Source organism: Bacteroidota bacterium (assembly GCA_016722375.1).
GTDB lineage: Bacteria > Bacteroidota > Bacteroidia > Chitinophagales > LD1 > Bog-950.
Genome location: JADKJG010000001.1, coordinates 67025 through 85730, shown reverse-complemented (window position 1 = coordinate 85730; position 18706 = coordinate 67025). Strand labels below are relative to the sequence as shown.

General features: G+C 41.5%; 15 protein-coding genes and 1 pseudogene. 12 read left to right on the top strand and 4 right to left on the bottom strand.

The features are described from left to right. The first annotated feature begins 7 nt into the window (after positions 1-7). Positions 8-1180 (top strand): lamin tail domain-containing protein, encoded by a 1173-nt coding sequence (locus tag IPP77_00305; protein ID MBL0308179.1) that lies wholly within the window; start codon positions 8-10, stop codon positions 1178-1180. 106 nt (positions 1181-1286) lie between these two features. Here IPP77_00305 and IPP77_00300 read toward each other — a convergent pair whose 3' ends face one another. Beyond that, positions 1287-1976 (bottom strand): fibronectin type III domain-containing protein, encoded by a 690-nt coding sequence (locus IPP77_00300; GenBank protein MBL0308178.1) that lies wholly within the window; start codon positions 1974-1976, stop codon positions 1287-1289. A 1212-nt stretch (positions 1977-3188) separates the two neighbouring features. Here IPP77_00300 and IPP77_00295 point away from each other — a divergent pair. From IPP77_00295 to IPP77_00245, 11 genes and pseudogenes are all read left to right on the top strand, one after another. Beyond that, entirely contained in the window at positions 3189-3905 is a 717-nt protein-coding gene (locus IPP77_00295) for a hypothetical protein (protein MBL0308177.1), read from the top strand. Between the two features lie 382 nt (positions 3906-4287). Next, positions 4288-5316: a PorP/SprF family type IX secretion system membrane protein gene (locus IPP77_00290; GenBank protein ID MBL0308176.1), complete on the top strand. Its 1029-nt coding sequence runs from the start codon at positions 4288-4290 to the stop codon at positions 5314-5316. A gap of 108 nt (positions 5317-5424) precedes the next feature. Beyond that, positions 5425-7455, top strand: coding sequence for an OmpA family protein (locus IPP77_00285; protein MBL0308175.1), 2031 nt, complete (start codon positions 5425-5427; stop codon positions 7453-7455). A 24-nt stretch (positions 7456-7479) separates the two neighbouring features. After that, complete coding sequence (locus tag IPP77_00280) at positions 7480-9663, top strand: hypothetical protein (GenBank protein ID MBL0308174.1); 2184 nt, start codon at positions 7480-7482, stop codon at positions 9661-9663. A gap of 6 nt (positions 9664-9669) precedes the next feature. Continuing rightward, complete coding sequence (locus IPP77_00275; GenBank protein MBL0308173.1) at positions 9670-11151, top strand: gliding motility-associated C-terminal domain-containing protein; 1482 nt, start codon at positions 9670-9672, stop codon at positions 11149-11151. 138 nt (positions 11152-11289) lie between these two features. Next, positions 11290-12048: a capsular biosynthesis protein gene (locus IPP77_00270; GenBank protein MBL0308172.1), complete on the top strand. Its 759-nt coding sequence runs from the start codon at positions 11290-11292 to the stop codon at positions 12046-12048. Positions 12049-12051: 3 nt separating this feature from the next. Continuing rightward, positions 12052-12612: a dTDP-4-dehydrorhamnose 3,5-epimerase gene (gene rfbC, locus IPP77_00265; GenBank protein MBL0308171.1), complete on the top strand. Its 561-nt coding sequence runs from the start codon at positions 12052-12054 to the stop codon at positions 12610-12612. Further along, on the top strand, positions 12609-13460 hold the full coding sequence (gene rfbD, locus IPP77_00260; GenBank protein ID MBL0308170.1) for a dTDP-4-dehydrorhamnose reductase: 852 nt from the start codon (positions 12609-12611) through the stop codon (positions 13458-13460). Before rfbC ends, rfbD begins: the two co-directional genes overlap by 4 nt. 3 nt (positions 13461-13463) lie before the next feature. Then, a pseudogene (gene cysQ, locus IPP77_00255) lies at positions 13464-14246 on the top strand (3'(2'),5'-bisphosphate nucleotidase CysQ). 197 nt (positions 14247-14443) lie between these two features. Beyond that, complete coding sequence (locus tag IPP77_00250) at positions 14444-15532, top strand: collagen-like protein (protein MBL0308169.1); 1089 nt, start codon at positions 14444-14446, stop codon at positions 15530-15532. A 72-nt stretch (positions 15533-15604) separates the two neighbouring features. Continuing rightward, positions 15605-16039, top strand: a complete 435-nt coding sequence (locus IPP77_00245) for a 3-hydroxyacyl-ACP dehydratase (GenBank protein MBL0308168.1) — start codon at positions 15605-15607, stop codon at positions 16037-16039. Here the strand turns inward: IPP77_00245 and IPP77_00240 are convergent, their stop codons facing one another. From IPP77_00240 to IPP77_00230, 3 genes are all read right to left on the bottom strand, one after another. Continuing rightward, positions 16040-17080, bottom strand: coding sequence for a beta-ketoacyl synthase chain length factor (locus IPP77_00240; GenBank protein MBL0308167.1), 1041 nt, complete (start codon positions 17078-17080; stop codon positions 16040-16042). 163 nt (positions 17081-17243) lie between these two features. After that, positions 17244-18431 carry a beta-ketoacyl-[acyl-carrier-protein] synthase family protein gene (locus IPP77_00235; GenBank protein MBL0308166.1) on the bottom strand — a complete coding sequence of 396 codons (1188 nt, stop codon included), beginning with the start codon at positions 18429-18431 and terminating at the stop codon, positions 17244-17246. Further along, the gene (locus IPP77_00230; GenBank protein ID MBL0308165.1) at positions 18428-18706 is read right to left on the bottom strand and encodes an acyl carrier protein; all 279 of its coding nucleotides are present in this window, start codon (positions 18704-18706) and stop codon (positions 18428-18430) included. Before IPP77_00230 ends, IPP77_00235 begins: the two co-directional genes overlap by 4 nt.

Below are 18706 nucleotides of genomic sequence, written 5' to 3'. Positions count from 1 at the left end.
ATACAACATGAAAAAGATTTACACCACGCTCGCGCTCGCTATTATTGCCGTCGCTACTTTTGCCCAACCCTGTTCTAAACTATTCTTCTCTGAATATGTAGAAGGCTATGACAACAACAAAGCACTTGAAATTTATAACCCCACAATCAATACCATTGACCTCAATGGCTACTCCGTGATTCAGTATAACAACGGCAGCAGTTCTGCCCTGTATAAAATCAACCTGAAAGGGACTATAGCACCTAGTCAAACCTATGTGATTTGCAATAGCCTTGCAGCAACATTCATTAAAGATGCTTCGGACAGCTTGACGACCAATCCTGTTCTTCAGTTTAACGGCAACGATGTCGTCGCGCTGCTGAACGGTACAGATACACTCGACCGGATTGGGCAAATAGGGCTTGCGACTAATATAATCTTTGGAGCAGATACCGGTAAAGATCACACCTTCGTGCGCAATGCAAGTGTTCAGGAAGGAACCACAGATTGGTCCATCGGAAACCTGCAATGGAATGTTTTCCCTCGCGATACCGTTCGTCTGGGCGCTCACACTATGACTCCTTGTGCTGCCCCAACCGATACGTTGGCTAACTTTTCACCAACATCCTATTCATTCACCGGTGTGAACGGTGCTTATAGCCTAAACCTAGTCCTCAACAGCAATCATGATGATGCCTATTCGGTGGATGTAGAAATTAAAAGCGGCGATGCACTCAATGTAAATGGGTACGCTACGCAAACCATCAACTTTGCAGCGGGGGTTAACCAAATGAATCTACCGCTAACTATTACCAACGACACCGTTGGCGGTGGTGTGAACGTCATTGTGTTTCGCCTCACAAATGAAACCGGAGGGATTCTAGTAGGGGATGATTCTTTGTTTACACTCACCCTCAATGCTCCGGTGGTGTTGCCTAATGGCATTGCGTCACTTTCTTTCAATCAGTTCGGCAATATCTATCCCAATCCAAATCAGGGACAATTCACTATTCAACTCAAAACCCCTGCTGCGGCAGATTTGAAATTGCTTGACCTGGCGGGAAGAACGGTTTATGCTACCAAAGAAATAGCTTCAGACAAAATCAACGTCAATGTTTCCGACCTTCCAGAAGGAATCTACATTGTTGAACTACATACCGGTGATGCTTTGCTGCACACCAAAGTGAATATCAGGAAATAAATAGTTGCAACCACAGATAGCATATCTGTTCTTAGCGAGTTTATTAAAACAAAAAAGGCGCTCCCGTTGGGGATGCGCCTTTTTTGTTGACAGTTCCTAATGTAATCTACAGATTCGAAAAATTAGGACGGAAAGTAATCGCCAGACTATAGCCATAATATCCTGCATGACTTAATGTCGCAATGCGGAAATAATATTTTATACCAGGCGTCAGGTTATCAATGTTGATATTGGCCTTTTCAGTATCAAAGGTTGTAGGCCAGCCCTGAGCAGGGTCAGTAGTCATTTCGACACGATAGCCCGAAGACTTAGTATTGGCCTTCCATCTTAAAGCAACTGAACCATCTACCACTCCGCTCTTTATCTTTACCCATTCCGGTGCAGGCAAAATTCCTACCGGATTTTTAGAGGTGCGAATTTTCATGCCACTGCTTGCTCCAACCTCACGATTTCCCTTCGATTTGAATTCTACATAGTTGCGCAGGTCAGACATCTTGGTGTTGAATTCCGCTAGACGTTCATTGCGGATAATCGTCACCTCCGGGCCTCCGGGCATGGCGCCTTCAGCAATCTCCAGCGCATCTATGGCGGTGGTCACATCAGCCAGCGTAGGATCTGGATCAGGGAAGTTCACATTTCCCATCATCTTCCGCACAATCTCTCGCGCCTCGATGATTTTATCGCTCACGCTTAATCTAGCGAGTTCGAGTTTAATAATTAGTAACAATACAATTGCAGAAAACTGCTGTTGGAGTGAGCGCAATTGGCGCTTTCCTTTCTTCATGGTTTTTTTCATGATCTTTGGTTTAAAAATGGTTATAAAATATAGAACTGTCAAATTTGTACTCCGGTTTCAGATGTCCACTGTGTGGCTTTTTAATCCTTCGTACCGATGTACCCTTTCTTTTACGCAACAGAGTAATAAAAGGTTACAAAGTAGTAGCTCATTCTACATTATTTAAAGTTATTTATAATAAGTTAATTGCTTTTCTTGTAAGCAGTTACAAGCGATTTTAGCCACTAAGATAATTTTCAAATATTTTTTAGAGCCTTTACATTTTGTTTTGAGAAATCTCGTTTTGTTAGTGAGAAAACTCTCTATGTTAGTGTGAAAAGCCCCTTTGTTAGTGTGAAGTCTCTGTATGTTAGTGTGAAAAGTCACTATGTTAGTGTGAAGTCTCTGTATGTTAGTGTGAAAAGTCCCTATGTTAGTGTGAAGTCTCTGTATGTTAGTGTGAAAAGCTCCTTTGTTAGTGTGAAGTCTCTCTATGTTAGTGTGAAAAGCCCCTTTGTTAGTGTGAAATCTCTGTATGTTAGTGGGAAAAGCCACTATGTTAGTGTGAACTCTCTCTATGTTAGTGTGAAAAGCTCCTTTGTTAGTGTGAAATCTCTGTATGTTAGTGGGAAAAGCCACTATGTTAGTGTGAACTCTCTCTATGTTAGTGGGAAAAGCCCCTATGTTAGTGTGAAATCTCCATTTGTTAGGGAGAAAAATCTCTTTGTTAGTAGGAAATCTTTCTTTGTTAGGGAGGAAAACCTCTTTGTTAGTGGGAAATCTTTCTTTGTTAGTTTGAAATCTGTGTATCTTAGTGTGAAAAGTCTCTTTGTTAGAATGAAATCAGGGACTGTTCACTAGACTGTGTCAAAAAGTAAATTTGATACACGTATTAAAGAAGCCTTTTGCCCTCAATCATACGGACTCTATGTTTGTAGCCATTGACCTGTTGGAAGATGGTAGTGTGTGGGGAGTGGAGTTGTTGAAGAGTTAAAATTATTGGAAGGTTTCTAAATCGGACTCTACGCGAATTAAAGAGTAAGCTAGCTTAGCGCAGAGTCCTTTTTTCTTTTATTTTTGTTGAAAAAGAGACTCTGCCGGGGGGGGAGTGGTATCGCTTATGGCTTACCGTCTTTTCCCAATTTTTATAAAAACTAAACAAGTGGGATCTGCGCATTTAGTTGTTTCTAATGTGGGAAGTGGAACGGTAGAAGTCAGAATACCCCAATGCAAATGAGAACTTTACTTTCCCTTTTACTATTTAGCACTGTTGGTTTTTCTTTTGAGAGTTGTGGGAAAAATGATACTTATCCCTCTCCAGAAATTATGTTAGAATACACTTCTAATAGTATAGCATATTCAAACTCATGGCTATATACGCTGCGAAATGAAGATAATATTTTATCGAATAATGCGGGTATTGAATGTTCGAACTCAAGTTCATCGCCTGATAGTATTCTAATTTGTTATCACAGCACACTTAAAGATAGTAATAACTATCCTACCATGATAGTGAGGATATGTAAGTCTTTTGCAAAAAATAATTTGGTTTCAATAAATGGATGTTACTATCCGAAAAATGCCGAAGATTTTTTTAGTGTGTTTGAAGATAATCCTCTTCCAATAATCAATTTTGATTCTGTGAATTATAGAGCAGAAGGGGTTAGCTTAGTATTAATGCCAGAACTGCTTAAAAGCTACTCATTTGCAAACTATACTAGTGTTCCACCTTCTCTTGACACCTTCAATAATATAGTAATAACCAATTCAGCCTCGAATATTAACTGGTTGCCTTATAGTCTCAATACCAATAATTTAAATGAATTCGCTTGGAAGATATTAGTCACTATTAACTTCCGTTGTAAATTGTATAATTTTTACGCCCCGCACGATTCACTACTATTAAACAACGGTATATTTCAAGGAGTTTTCGTGGATAGGAATTTATAGATTTCTCCACCGTTCTTCCAAGTGTTGCGAAGCGCACTTGGAAGAACTAATTAATGCAAGTCTCCAGACTTGCCCCCTCTGGCGCGAGCGTCCGCTCGTGCCAAACTCAAGAGGTCCGAGCGGACGCTCGAACCGTATAATCTTCATTGGTATTTAGCCTTCCTTATTCCTCATTCCATATTCGATGTTCTTTATTGTTTTTAAATATCGAATATCGAACGCCCAATAATGAATGTAGAAATTCCTGTCCCATCGTGGTCTAAGTTGGTTGAGCTTTCTGTGTCTACTTAATCAAGCCGGCTTATAGGCTTATTCACATCCCTCGATTTGGGTGGATGATGTATTTTATTATTTTTATTGACGAATCAAACAAACCGGCTGATTGAAACATTTTATCCGCTTACTGATACTCTTTCTACTTGCCTCCGGCCATCAGTTGTTTTCGCAGGATATTCACTTCTCCATGTTCTATGCCAGTCCGCTCACGCTCAATCCGGCTATGACCGGTGCCGGCGAAGGCAGTTACCGCGCAGCGGGCATCTACCGCAATCAATGGCGCAGCATTTCCACCCCTTTCAATACCTACTCTGCTTCTTATGATATGAAGCTGTTGCAGGATAAACTGCCCAAAGATATTTTTGGTGTAGGTGCTGTGTTTGTCGGCGACCGGTCGGGCGATGGCCGACTGACCATGAAGAGCATCATGGTTTCATCGGCCTTTCATAAAAGTCTGGACCGCGAAAAGCGACACTTCCTCGGTTTGGGTGTTCAGTTGGGATACACCAATAAAAGTCTTCAGTACCAACGCTTAACTTTCCCCGATCAGTTTAATTCCGGTACGAGTACTTTTGACATCAACCAGCCAAGCGGCGAAAACATTTCCAATCCCAACATCGGCTATTTTGATATGCAGGTGGGCTTGTTGCATCAATCGAATATCAACGACATGATTGGCGTGATGACCGGTGTTTCGATAGCCCATATCACTCGCCCCCGACAATCTTTTATGAATGATAAAGCGGAGCGCCTTTCTACACGCTATACTGCCCATGCCGGAGTGCGGATAAAGGTTGCAAAGAGTTTTTATATCAATCCGAATATCATTTATCAAAATCAAAACAAAGCACAAGAGCTCAATCTCGGCACTTCCTTTGAATATCGAACCACTTTGGGTAAATCAGATTTTGTGGGAAGCATTGGCGGCTGGTATCGTATCAAAGACGCGGCCATTATTACGCTGGGAATGGAATACTATAAGGTGAAAGCCCTATTTGCTTATGATATAAATGCCTCATCGCTCAGACCGGCAACGAACAATAGAGGCGCTTTTGAATTGGCTATTATTTATACCGGTATCATTAAATCAAACAAAGTGATTTATCCGGTGATGGTGCCTTGCCCCATGATGTAGGACGATTTGATAATTTGAAGATATGACCATTTGATAATGAAGGTTTTTACAAGGAATAATATTTACGGGTCAAAGGTCTCAAGCCTTATGTATAATGTCTTGTCCCTAATGTCTGTTCTCTGTTTTCTATTCTCTGTTTTCTATTCCTCTGCTTCTCCCACCGATCAGAAATACAACAAGAAACAATACATCAAGGCCGGAGATGAGGCTTTGAAGACCGGAAGTATTTTCTCTGCTGCTGATTTATATCTGGAAGTATTAAAGCACGATTCAACCGAAACATCTGTGCTGCCCAATTTGGCTAAAGCCTATTTTCTTGCCAGAGATTATGAAAATGCAGCAGTTTATTATTTGAAGGCCTATAAAGCCGATCCGACAAAAAACATGATTAGTCTTTATTACGGGGCGCTAACTACCAAGATGCAAGGTAGGTATGAAGAGGCCGCTGATTTGTTTCGGCTATTTCTCAAAACCTATAAAGAAGAAGATGCGGTGAAAATGAAAAAGTGGGCGCGCACCGATTTGGATGGTTGCAATTTTGCTATCAAAGAAGCCAAGCCAGATCCTTTTGTCAAGTTGAAGCATTTGGGAAAGGAGGTGAATTCAAATTACGCCGATATGGCTCCGGCACTTAGAGATAATGTGCTGTATTTTTCTTCTATTCATTCGGACACCGTGATTTGGATGATGTCGGACAAGAGCGATATGAGAAAGGAAAGTTTGTTGCTGAAATTATATACCAGCAACGTGAACGGCGATAATTATTCCGAGGCAGAGCAATTGAAAATATTTACGGAGAAAGGGAAACATATCACCAATGGTTCTTTTAGCGAGGATGGTTCTAAATTCTTCTATAATATATGTGAAGCTGATTTGTTGAACAATCCTTGTCGCATCTATCAAAGCGAATGGAAAGAGGATAAATGGAGTGATGGAAAACCTTTGAATGATGAAATCAATCTGAAAGAATCTACCAGCACACAACCTTATTACGCCAATACAGTCATCGGTGATGTATTGTATTTTGTCAGCGACCGGACAGGAGGGAAGGGTGGTCTGGATATTTGGTATTCTACCGTGAATAAGAAGGGCGAATTTACTGCACCTAAGAATGCCGGGAATAAAATCAATACGGACCGCGATGAGAAGACTCCTTTTTTTGATTCTAAGTCAAGCACGCTTTATTTCAGCAGCGATGGTTGGATAAATATGGGCGGTACAGACATTTTCAAGTCGCAGGCTGATGCTTCTTTAAAGTATAGCAGTAGCCCTGAGAATTTGGGGGCTCCTTTTAATTCTCCCTGCAACGACAACTATTTTCTTTTCGGAAAAAATAGTGATGAAGGATATTTGGTTTCCAACCGTCCCGGTATTTTTTCTGTTCGAGGCAAGACATGTTGTGATGATATTTTCAGTTTCAAATATGACCGTAGGTTCTTCCTAGCTGTTAAGGGCAAAGTTTATGACGAAGCCACGAAAGAAGCGCTGACCGGTGCGGCTGTGAACCTGTCATTGCGCAGTGACAATACTTCTGAAACAGATGTGATGATTGCCAGCGATACTTCTACAAAGAGCACTCCTTATTTCTTCAACCTGAAGACAGACAAATATTATAAGGTAAGCGCTATAAAGGATGGATATTTCACCGCCTCGCAAACATTTCACACACAGGGTTTAACAAAAAGTGATACGCAGGTAGTTGATATTTATTTGAAGAAGTTGGAAAAGAACAAGGCCTATCGCCTGAACAATATTTACTATGATTTTGATAAATGGGATCTTCGCCCTGAATCAAAAGCAACGTTGGATACCCTTTATCTTATCTTAGTGGAGAATCCAACGATTATTATCGAATTGAGTTCACATACCGATTCGAGAGGCTCTGATTTGTACAATCTGAACTTATCTCAAAAGCGGGCAGAGAGTTGTGTGAATTACCTGATTCGCGAAAAGGGGATTTCTAAAGAGCGGATTTCTGCAAAAGGATATGGAGAAAGTTTGCCTTTGGACGACTGTAGTAAATATGAAGATTGTCCGCAAGATCAAAGCGCAGACTGTCCTTGCCATCAGTTGAATAGAAGAACAGAATTTAAAATCATCGGCGAACTGGATGCCAAACTGATTTATGAGAATGAATAAATTACATCAGGAAATTAAAGCGAAGTGAAAAAACAATACGCGCTATCTTTTTGTTTTGTCCTGCTGTGTTCTGTTCTTTTTGCACAGCAACAGATTCTTTTGCTTACCGAATCTTTTGAGAACGCCAGTCATGCTTTTGACTTAACAACCGGTGGTGTGGGCACCAATTCAGGAACCAACAATTGGGTGGTCAACAATAAATACAGTGGAGTTCCTTTATATCCCAATACACCCCCGCAGGATAGCATCGTTTTGGGCCAGATTAATGGCGCCCCTTTTTCCAAATACCTTCATATTCATGATGAAGTGGAGGCTGCCAGTTCGGGAACGGCCAATGCGAATTGGAATCCGAGCAATGTCAGCGACCGGTTTGCTTTTATCGGAGATGCTTTTTGTACGCTTGGAATGACTGATGTCATTTTTACTTTCTTTTGGATCGGGGAAGGAACTAACGATGCTTATGGAGAGGTTTATTATAGGATTGGCACCGGAAATTGGATTAAAACTGGGAGAGCTAAGTACAACAACCAGACTAAATGGCAATATGAGAAAATTCAGGATGTTGCCTTTAATAACGTTAGTAATATCCAATTCGGTTTTCGATGGGTGAACCCCGGTGGCGGAGGACAAACGGGCATTTCGTTTGGTATTGATGATGTGATTGCCATAGGCTCTTATAACTCTACTACCAACCCGGCGGTCATTACTGTTCCGACGGTCAATCCTACTACGGTATGTCAAGGCGAGTTACTGACATTTTCTTGGGCGCTTAGCACAGCTCTTTGTTTTGGTGACTATTATATTGAATTGAGTGACGGCAACGGAAACTTTGGTCCTAATCCAAGTACGAATCAGTTTATCTCTATCAGTTCAGGAGTCACTTCCGGTAGTATTTCATGGCCTGTTCCTGATAACGTAGTTGGTAATTGTTTTAAAATAAGACTGCACAGAACCGGTCAGCCGGAAATCATTGGTCAGGCAAGTCCTTGCTTTGCCATTCTGGATTGCCCTGAAAGCATCATCACCCGAAATGCACCGGTGATGAATGATGCGGATACTACCTGTTTATTAAGCGTGATTGATGTGAAGTTTAATTCTTTCGGTGTTTTCAACCCCGGAAATAAATACACCGCCCAATTATCTGACTCCACCGGAAGTTTTGCCAACCCTTTTAAATTGGGCGATAACCCTTCTAATGAAACTTACCCCAGTATTCCGCAAGGCAACGTAGCCGGTTTGATTCCTGCAAATGTCCCGCCCGGTTGTGGTTATTATATTCGGGTTATTTCATCCAACCCGGCAGTAACCGGTACAACCATTGGTCCATTTTGCTTCGCGCAATGTGATATACTGACCAATGACCATACCGATATTCAACTTTGTGTTCCGGACAGCATTCCTTTTCCTTCATGTACACAGTTGAACATCCATCCCAATCAATGGGATATGGAAGCTAAATATGATACCTGTAACAATTGGACTATTGAACTGAGAAGCATGAAGACTTTTGGTTTGGTAAATTCTGGAGGATTAGGAATTTATCATGATAGTGTTGGCGGCGACTATACGCTATGTGTGGAAGCGGCTACCTTACCGGTGGCACCGGGAAGTTATTATATGCGGATTCTAAGTGATTGTTCCAGTAGTTCATGGAATCAAACCGGTAGTGTTATCCGTATCACTATCGGCGTTCCAAACACCAGTCCTCCGGTTATCTATGGTTTGCAGCCTGACACAGTCTTTTGCAATGCCGGGCTTTTTGGAATGGTAGCTCTGCCATACAATCCTGATTCTAAATATTGGTGGTCTTCACAGATATTCAATAATGGAGAAGAATTTGAACGGGTTCCTCCGCCTAATTATTTCTACGGCAATCTGACCAATGCACCACCCGGTGATTATCTTTTCCGTATCCGCGAACAAAATTTTGGTTGCTATGGCCCCTATTCTGATGAATATGTTTATACCATTATTACCATTCCTACCGGCCAGCTTACCGGGCCGGTGCAGGTGTGTTTAGGGGATACAGTAACCTTTAATACAACTTTCTTTAAAGAAACCTATTATGATTGGAATGCTCCACCCGGAGTTAAAATCCTGGATGAAGGGAATAGTCAGGTTTCCATGATATTTGACACATTGGGTACCTATGAAATCGAAAATTATTCTTTAATAAGTGTGGTGCTAACACAGGTAAGCACTCAGTAAAAAGTCGTGACCCTTTATAATGTTAAAAAAGCGGAACCGGATACAGCCATTTGTGCCGGCAATCCGGTGGACCTAAAAGCTACTGCCGATCCGGTCAGTAAGGTTTTAACGACCAAAGAAAACTCAAGTTCCGGTAACCAGGGTGGCATGTTTTATCTTCGCGCCCATCAGGATGTTACCATTGATTCCTTTGCGGTCAGGTTTCAGTCAAATCAATCTATCATGGCTGAAATTTGGGGTAAATCGGGGACCTATCGAACCTTTGAACAAAACAACGGGATATGGGATCCAATAGCTTCCTATTATAACTTCACGCCTAAACCTGCTGGACAATTCACGGTTATTCCTACACAGGTTTATCAAAGTATAGCAGGCGGTGATTCATTTGCTTTTTATATAACTACAGTGAATACACCGGCCATAAATATGGCCTATAGCACCGGTAACGGTCAGCAAGGAACGGTTTATACAAGCGATGGCATTATTGATTTTGTTCAAGGAACAACCAATAAATATTTCTTTGGAGCCTTCGTTCCGGGCTTTGGTCAGGTACTTGACGTAAGAATTTATTACACAACAAAAGCTGGTCTTTCCTATGTTTGGAATACCGGTGAATCGGGAGATAGCATTCAAGTCCGCCCCACTCAGACTTCAGAATATATCATTACAGTAGTGGATACCAGTGGATGCAGAAGTAAAGATACCGTGGTAATAACTGCCTATCCTGTACCGATGGTGGATGCGGGGGCAGACACTTTGTTATGTATTGGCCAGACATATCAACTACAGGCCGCAACAGAAACTTCAGATTACTTCTGGATGCCTTCTGTTGGCTTGAATATGGATTCTATTTTGACACCTATTTTCTCTGATATAGTGAGCCGAGAATATGTATTGACAGCAATTAGTGGTATCAATGGATGTACGGCTACCGATACCATTCGGATTGGTGTATTAAATCCAGGACCTGATACCACCGTCTGCGATGAAGATATATATGTAATGCCTGCTACTGCACCTTCATATATTCAACAGTTTCTTTGGGAGCCGATTGACGGGTTAAGTAATCCAGCTATCCTAAATCCTGTTTTTCAATCATCAGTACCATCCGATTATATGTTGACAGCTATATCCGATAAAGGCAGCAGAAAAACCTGCGTTGTGAGCATTGGCTTGAAACCTTGTGCTATAGATTTAGAGGCTCCTCAGGCATTTACTCCGAACGATGATGGACATAATGATCATTTTAAAATTTACGGTAATCATGCAGATGAATATCAGGTAAGAATTTATAATCGTTGGGGTGAGTTGGTTTATGACTCAAAAGTAATCACCAGCGGTCTTGAGGGACTAAGCGATGATCTATGGGATGGTACCTTTAAAGGCAAACTACAAGATGCAGGTACTTATGTTTATTACATCTGGGCTAAGAACAATAACAGTTTAGAGGTAGCTGAAAAGAAAGGGAATCTTACGCTTATTAGGTAGTTCATAACTAATTAGATTTTAGAAAAAAGTAGCGACATATTTGGCCTGATACAGAATGTTGATTGTATTAGCGCTACTATCAGTATTCTATTGCCAAGCTAATTCTCAGAATGGATATATTCGCCCCAAAAGCAAGACTTGTTTGACAAATTCTTAAAATTATTTGGAGAGAAGGAAGAACACCATCCCGTTCCGGTGGATTATAGCGGTGTGGTAGTGGAATTTCATAATCACATTCTTCCGGGCATTGATGATGGGGCAAAAACTATTGATGACTCTATCATGATGCTTCGTCAATTCGAACAGTTAGGATATAAAAAGGTGGTAGCTACGCCGCACAGCATGGCAGAAGGATATGTGAATCCTAATGATAAAATTCTCAAATTGCGAGATGAAGTACGGGAAGCAATAGCCAAGAATTCAATTCAATTGGAGTTTGATGCAGCTGCAGAATATTATTTTGACGAAGCTTTCTTAGAGAAAGTAGCAAAGAAAGATTTGCTGTGCATCAGCAAAAATTTTGTTTTGATGGAACTGAACTTCTCTCTTAGGCCGAACAACCTGAATGAGGTGATTTATAAATTGCAAGTTGCAGATTACAATTTAATTTTAGCGCACCCGGAACGCTATTCATTTTTTTACGAAAAGGACTTTGAATCTTATGAATCATTGAAGAACCGTGGTGTTTATTTTCAAATCAATTTAGGTTCATTAATTGGCAAATACGGAGCCCCTGCTAAATACACTGCTGAAAAAATGATTGATTTAGGCATGGTTGAATTTGTTGGTTCCGATCTTCACACTCCCAATCAATCGGAAATGATGCAGAAATGTTTAAAAGAAAAATATTTAGGCAAATTGCTGGCTTCCGGCAAGTTGCTAAACCCCACACTATAATTTATGCCATTTGTTGAAACAGGATTTCAGGGCTTGAAAGTATTTGAACCCAGAGTATTTGCCGATAGTCGAGGTTATTTTTTTGAAAGCTTTAATAAGAATATTTTTAGAGAAGCAGGAATTGATGTAGAGTTTGTTCAGGATAACGAATCCCGTTCACAGAGGGGAGTGTTGCGAGGGCTGCACTATCAATTGAATCCGATCGCACAGGCGAAATTGGTGCGTGTAGTAGAAGGAGAAGTGTTGGATATTGTGTTGGACATTCGTCAGGGATCGCCGACCTACGGAAAAAATTATAGGATACGGTTGTCAGAAGAAAATAAAAAACAACTTTATATACCCAGAGGTTTTGCCCATGGTTTTTCAGTTCTAAGTGAAAACGCCATTTTTCAGTACAAATGTGATAACTACTATTCAAAAGAGAGTGAAGGCGGGATTTTATACAATGATCCTGCGCTGCAAATTGATTGGGGTATTGAAGTTAGTTCGGCTATCATCTCAGATAAGGACAAGGTGCTTCCCCTGTTTAAAGATTGCCAAAACAATTTTGCATTTTTAAAATGAGTAGGATATTAGTAACCGGTGCTCATGGACAGTTAGGTAGTGAATTGAAGTTCATATCTACTGGATCAACACATTCCTTTCATTTTGTTACTAGATCCGAGTTAGACATTACAGACGAAAGTTTCGTGACAAACTTCTTTTCAGAAAACCAATTTGATTTTGTCATAAATACTGCTGCATATACGGCAGTTGATAAAGCTGAATCTGAAAAAGATATGGCACTGTCTGTAAATGGAACTGGGGTAGGCTTCCTTGCCAAGGCGTGTCAACAGAACAATATTCGTTTCATTCACTTCAGTACTGATTTTATATTTGACGGAAGCCTTTCACGTCCGCTGTGTGAAGAGGATATAACGAATCCATTAAGTGTATATGGTGCTTCTAAGCTTGAAGGAGAAATGTTGGCCGTACAATATTGCCCCGATGCTTTAATCATCAGAACTTCATGGGTATATTCATCTTTCGGGAATAATTTTGTGAAGACAATTCTTCGCTTTTGCAAAGAGCGTGAATCACTCAACATTATTTATGACCAAATCGGTTCACCTACCTACGCTCGTGATTTAGCTGCGGCGGTTCTACATATTATCAACGACAAGAAGTGGAAGTCAGGAATTTATAATTATAGTAATGAGGGGGTAGCAAGCTGGTATGATTTTGCAATTGCTATTCGTGATTTGGCAGGATTCAATACAATTATTAATCCGATTGAGACTTCTCAATATCCAACACCGGCTATCAGGCCCAAATTCAGCCTGCTGAACAAGGCAAAAATTAAGCAGACCTTTGACCTACAGATTCCATATTGGCGCGATAGTTTAGCCGAGTGCATTGCCTTAATTAAATAGCAGATGAAATATAAAGATATTGACGTTTCACCTCTTCTTTCTATCGCTCTGAATGCGGGAAAGGAGATCATGAAGATATATCATGAGGGCTTCACTGTTGAAAAGAAAGCTGATTACTCTCCAGTAACTGATGCCGATAAAAAGCCAATAAGATTATTTTAGATGGCCTATCGGTAATTCATCCTGACATTCCATATATTTCAGAAGAAACAAAGCAGACTCCATTCGATGAACGTAAAGATTGGGACCGATTTTGGTTGATAGATCCTATTGATGGCACAAAGGAGTTTATTAAGAAAAATGGAGAATTTACGGTAAATATCGCTTTGGTTGAGGATGGCGTTCCTGTCATTGGGATAGTTTATGCACCGGCCAAAGAGGTGCTATACTATGGAATCAAAGGGTGGGATCTTTAAACGTGATACCTCAAACGATCAAGGTGAGATAAAACTTCACTCTACCGGTCATTACTCGTCCAAGAAGGAAGTGGTGATTGTTGCCAGTCGTTCTCACCTCACACCTGAAACAATGGATTTTGTGAACCTTTTGAAAAAACAGGGAAAAGAAGTAAGATTTATTTCTTCCGGTAGCTCTTTAAAAATATGCTTGGTAGCGGAAGGTGTTGCTGATGTTTATCCTCGTTATGGCCCCACTATGGAATGGGACACTGCGGCGGCACATGCGGTGGCCATTAATGCCGATCGAGAGATTCTAAATACGACAACAAATCAACCTTTGACCTATAATAAGATGAGCTTGAAGAACCCTTTTTTCATGGTGGAGTAAAAATTGGTTGCACTGATTTTTAGAAAATATTTTATTTCCGGAAAAGATAGAATTGGTGTAATCTTTTCACTACTTTGGCTCTTTATAAATAAAACGATTACATGAAGAAAATTTACAGCTACAACTTTTTAGGATTGCTTTTCTGTTTCATTTTAACGTCAACGCAGTCCGATTCTTTTGCTCAGTCGCCTCAAAAAATGAATTATCAAGCGGTAGTTCGTGACAATACAGGAAAGCCTTTGCCTGATGGAAGAAATGTCTCGGTCCGATTTATTATTCACAACCTTACCTTGAATGGCGCAACTGTATTTCAGGAGGATGCATCCACCACAACCAATCAGTTTGGTCTGATTAACTATTCTATTGGTACCAATGGCAACTTGGCAGTTGTAGATTGGAGTAACGGTCCAAAATATCTGCAAGTTTTGGTGGATCCCAATGGGGGAGCTAATTATGTGGATATGGGAACTTCGCAGTTGATGAGCGTTCCGTATGCACTTTTTGCTGCAAATAGTTTAGCCGGCCCTCCGGGACCTACTGGTGTACCCGGGCCAACTGGTGCCGCAGGTGGACCTGGTTTAACCGGTCCTTCGGGAACTGATGGTTTAACTGGACCAACTGGACCATCCGGTGCTGATGGCCCTACTGGACCAACTGGAATTGCAGGACCTTCTGGCGCTGATGGTGCAACCGGCCCAGCAGGTGTTGATGGTATAGACGGGCCCACTGGCGCGGATGGTGCTACAGGTCCAACTGGGGCAGACGGTGTTACGGGCCCAACCGGGCCAACTGGAACCGGTGCTACCGGCCCTACAGGACCTAGTGGCGGAATTAATTGGGTGATTAATCAAGTAGCTCAGATTGCAAGTATTACAGCTTCTCCACTTGGAGCTTGGCAGAATATTCCAGGATTGACTCAGACAATCACTTTAGCAAACACAGCATCCATCCAGATTATTACAACCGGTGGTATACAGAGTCAGGGGACGGCCAATTTAGGCGGACAGGGTTCAATCATAGATATTAGCTTGACCATTAATGGTACTCAGATCGCCGATGGTGCTTACAAGAGGTTATGGGCCATTAATGGAAACGGGTTTAACGGGGGCTTTGAATATTGGTCTATGAGCACCTTTGCGGCGACCACTCCCAATGTATATGTTCTTCCGGCAGGAACCTATACTATAGATGTAAGAGCGCGGCATTCTCAAGGCTCTGCTGCCACTGTTGGTAGCGATGCTTCGGCGGTAATGCAAGGCATCCTTCAAACTATTGTCATTCAGTAATTAGAAATACATTTTTGTGCCTTCACATATTGTTTTATGTGGAGGCATTTTTTTTCAAAAAAGACCACATTCATGTTTCCCATTAACGGTGAAAAATTAGAACAACTTATTCCTCAAAAGAAACCTTTTGTATTAATCAGCTCATTATCATCCGTGACTGATAAAACTTGTACCACTACCTTTAGTTTTGATGCAGATCATGTTCTTTGTGAGGATGGAAAACTGAGTATGGCCGGACTGCTTGAAAACATGGCTCAGACTTCTGGTTGCAAATTGGGTTATGAAGATTATTTGAATGGAAAGCCCCCTCGCATAGGATTTATTGGTGAAATTCGGGACTTTGTTTATACGCGGTTGCCCATAATAGGAGAGGAGTTAACCACCGAAATTACCATTGAAAATCAGGTCTTCGGAACTGTTACGGTGGTTTCAGGAAGGATTATGAACGCGGGAAATGAAATTGCATCCTGCCGTATGAAAGTTTTCTTTGAACCGGAACCGGAGTAATCAAACTTTATCAATCAGCATGAACCCATGCTGCGCACCCTGATAATTATTATAAATCAGGATTCGGTTAAATGAACTTGTCCTTCCTTTTTGCTTCACTATATGTTGAGGCAGACTCTGTGTTTCTAGAACATGACAAGCCATCCACAAGGCCAAAGCCGATACGGTTTGAAATTCTCCCGTGATATGTTTAAACCGGGCTATTGTTGTTGCCTCTCCGACGCATTGCTCAGCACCGGTATAATATTTCAATATTCGGTTATCGCCACTTTCTCCATGCAGAAAAAGGTCAACAGACTTGCCATCAACAAGGTTTTTATCAAGGAAAAGTTTCAATCGCTGTTGTACAACATTTTCATCCTTTGTATTCACCATTTCCAAGTCTCGAAGGTGTGCCGATGCTCCCTCGGCTTTATTATTTACGAGAAACATAGCAGCACCTTCGCCGGGAAGAGTGCCGGCTGAATCTGTTGAATACAAATCCGTATTCAATGTGGGCTCCTGTTTATACCAACCGGCTAAAAAAACCAGACGGTGATTGCGCGCCGAAATTTCATCTACCCCTCCTACAATATATTGATGTGCAGGATTTTCATTTAGCAGCATAGCAGCATCCAATACAGCATTTTCAAAGGCAATGCCCCTATGAACGTGCGTGGCATTATAACCGGTATTCTTATTAATTATACCCATCATTCCCGCTATGGCATTATAGGTGCTTTGAACAAAGTGTGTGGGAGTCAGCCTGCCTTCTTCATACTCCATAATCTGGTTCAGAAACATGATGCTGTCTTCAATACCTCCGTTTGCCGTAGCAATCAAAATTCCATCAGCGGGATATTGCGACAACAATTTCATTCCTGTTCCAACACCCATGCGCAGCGCCTTACCCATTCGACGCAATTGACCTAAAGGAATGTTTTCGTACTTCGGTTCAATAGCATGAATCAGATTATTCTCCGAAGGTCTTATATGCTCCAAGTCCACCTCGTTGAAAGTGGGCTGATGACTGATACATGAACTTTGATGGATGAAGAACATGGCGAATAGTTTACAAAGGGCGGTTGGCCGTTGACAGAACGAAATACGCAATCGAATGAAAACAGTACATAGCATACCTGATACGAGCAACAAAAGATGCAAGTAGTACAACTACCCATCTTGTTGCTGTGAACCATGAACTATGAACCGTGAACTTTTCCATTTATGCTTTTGAAAAAATAAGTGAACTGCAATTGCCTCCAAAACCAAAAGAGTTAGACATGACGTGGCTTAAATCAGCTTGACGATATTCAGTCACCGGAGCAAGACCGGTGGTTTCAATTGGTTTATCAAAACGCAGGCTGGGATATATTTCCTGATGCTGAAGATTCAAAAGACAAAACACCGCTTCAATGGCACCGGAAGCACCAAGCGTATGGCCTATATTTGATTTCGTTGAAGAAAAGGCTGGAGGCGTTTCAAACAAACGCTTCATCGCCACGCTTTCTTTCTCATCATTGTTTTCAGTAGCAGTGCCATGTGTGTTGATATAATCTACCTGCTGCGGTTGAAGGCCTGCAACATCCAAAGCTTTTTTCATTGCCAGATAAGGCCCTTCGCCATCGTCCGACAAAGAAGATGGATGGAAAGCATCGTTGCTATTCGACCAGCCACTTAAACAAGCATAAATCTTTTTGTTCTTTACATCTTCTTCCTTTTCCAAAACAAGAAATGCTGCGCCTTCGCCTAAGTTCAATCCCGACCGGTCGGCATCGAAAGGACGACAAGGAGAAGAAGAAAGAATATTGAGCGAGTTGAAACCGTTAATGGTGAATTTGGCGAGGCTATCTGTACCACCCACAATGGCTCTTTGTGCAAAACCGTTTTGAATTAATCGCGCACCGTACATGATGGCATTGGCAGAAGAAGAACAAGCCGTGTTGAAGGTATTCACCACGCCGCCAATCCCGTACCGTTGTTGTATGTACATGTTCACCGAGGCTAAATAGTAGGAAGAGATATATTCCGAGCCTACCTCATTCTTGTTGGAATCCATATAAAGTTCATCACTCAAACACATACCGCCAATAGTGTTGCCGCCAATTAAAGCAGTACCGGACGATTGCAGTTCGTTTGCAGAAAGGCCACTGTCTGCTATAGCTTGCTGAAAAGCATGCAGCGCGAGGAAGGTAGTGCGGGTAACTCCTTTTTCGGTCACCTGCAATTGTTGCCGGAAGGTTTCGTTGCTGATTTTTATTTCACCAAAGGGCAGCAGCGAAGCATACTTAGTGGGGAATTGTTCTAAGGAAGAAAGTCCGTTTCGTCCTTCCCTTAGAGCTTCGCGGTTTTCTGAAACGGAACGGCCAATCGGCGTGATGATACCGACTCCGGTGATGAGGATTCTACTCATGTCGGGTCTGACTTCGCGGCTCTGCCTTGCTCGATGAAGTCTATCATACTATTGATGCTTTGCAAAATCTTACGGCCATCTTTCGGGTTCTCAATTTTCAAACCATATTCTCTTTCGAGCATCACCACCAGTTCGATAGAATCAATAGAATCCAGTCCCAGTCCTTCGCCGAACATTGGCATATCATCCTTGATGTCTTCTGGCGTTACATTCAGCAAATTCAGATACTTGATGATGTGCTGTTTCAGTTCGAGTTTTTCTTGTTCTTTATCCAT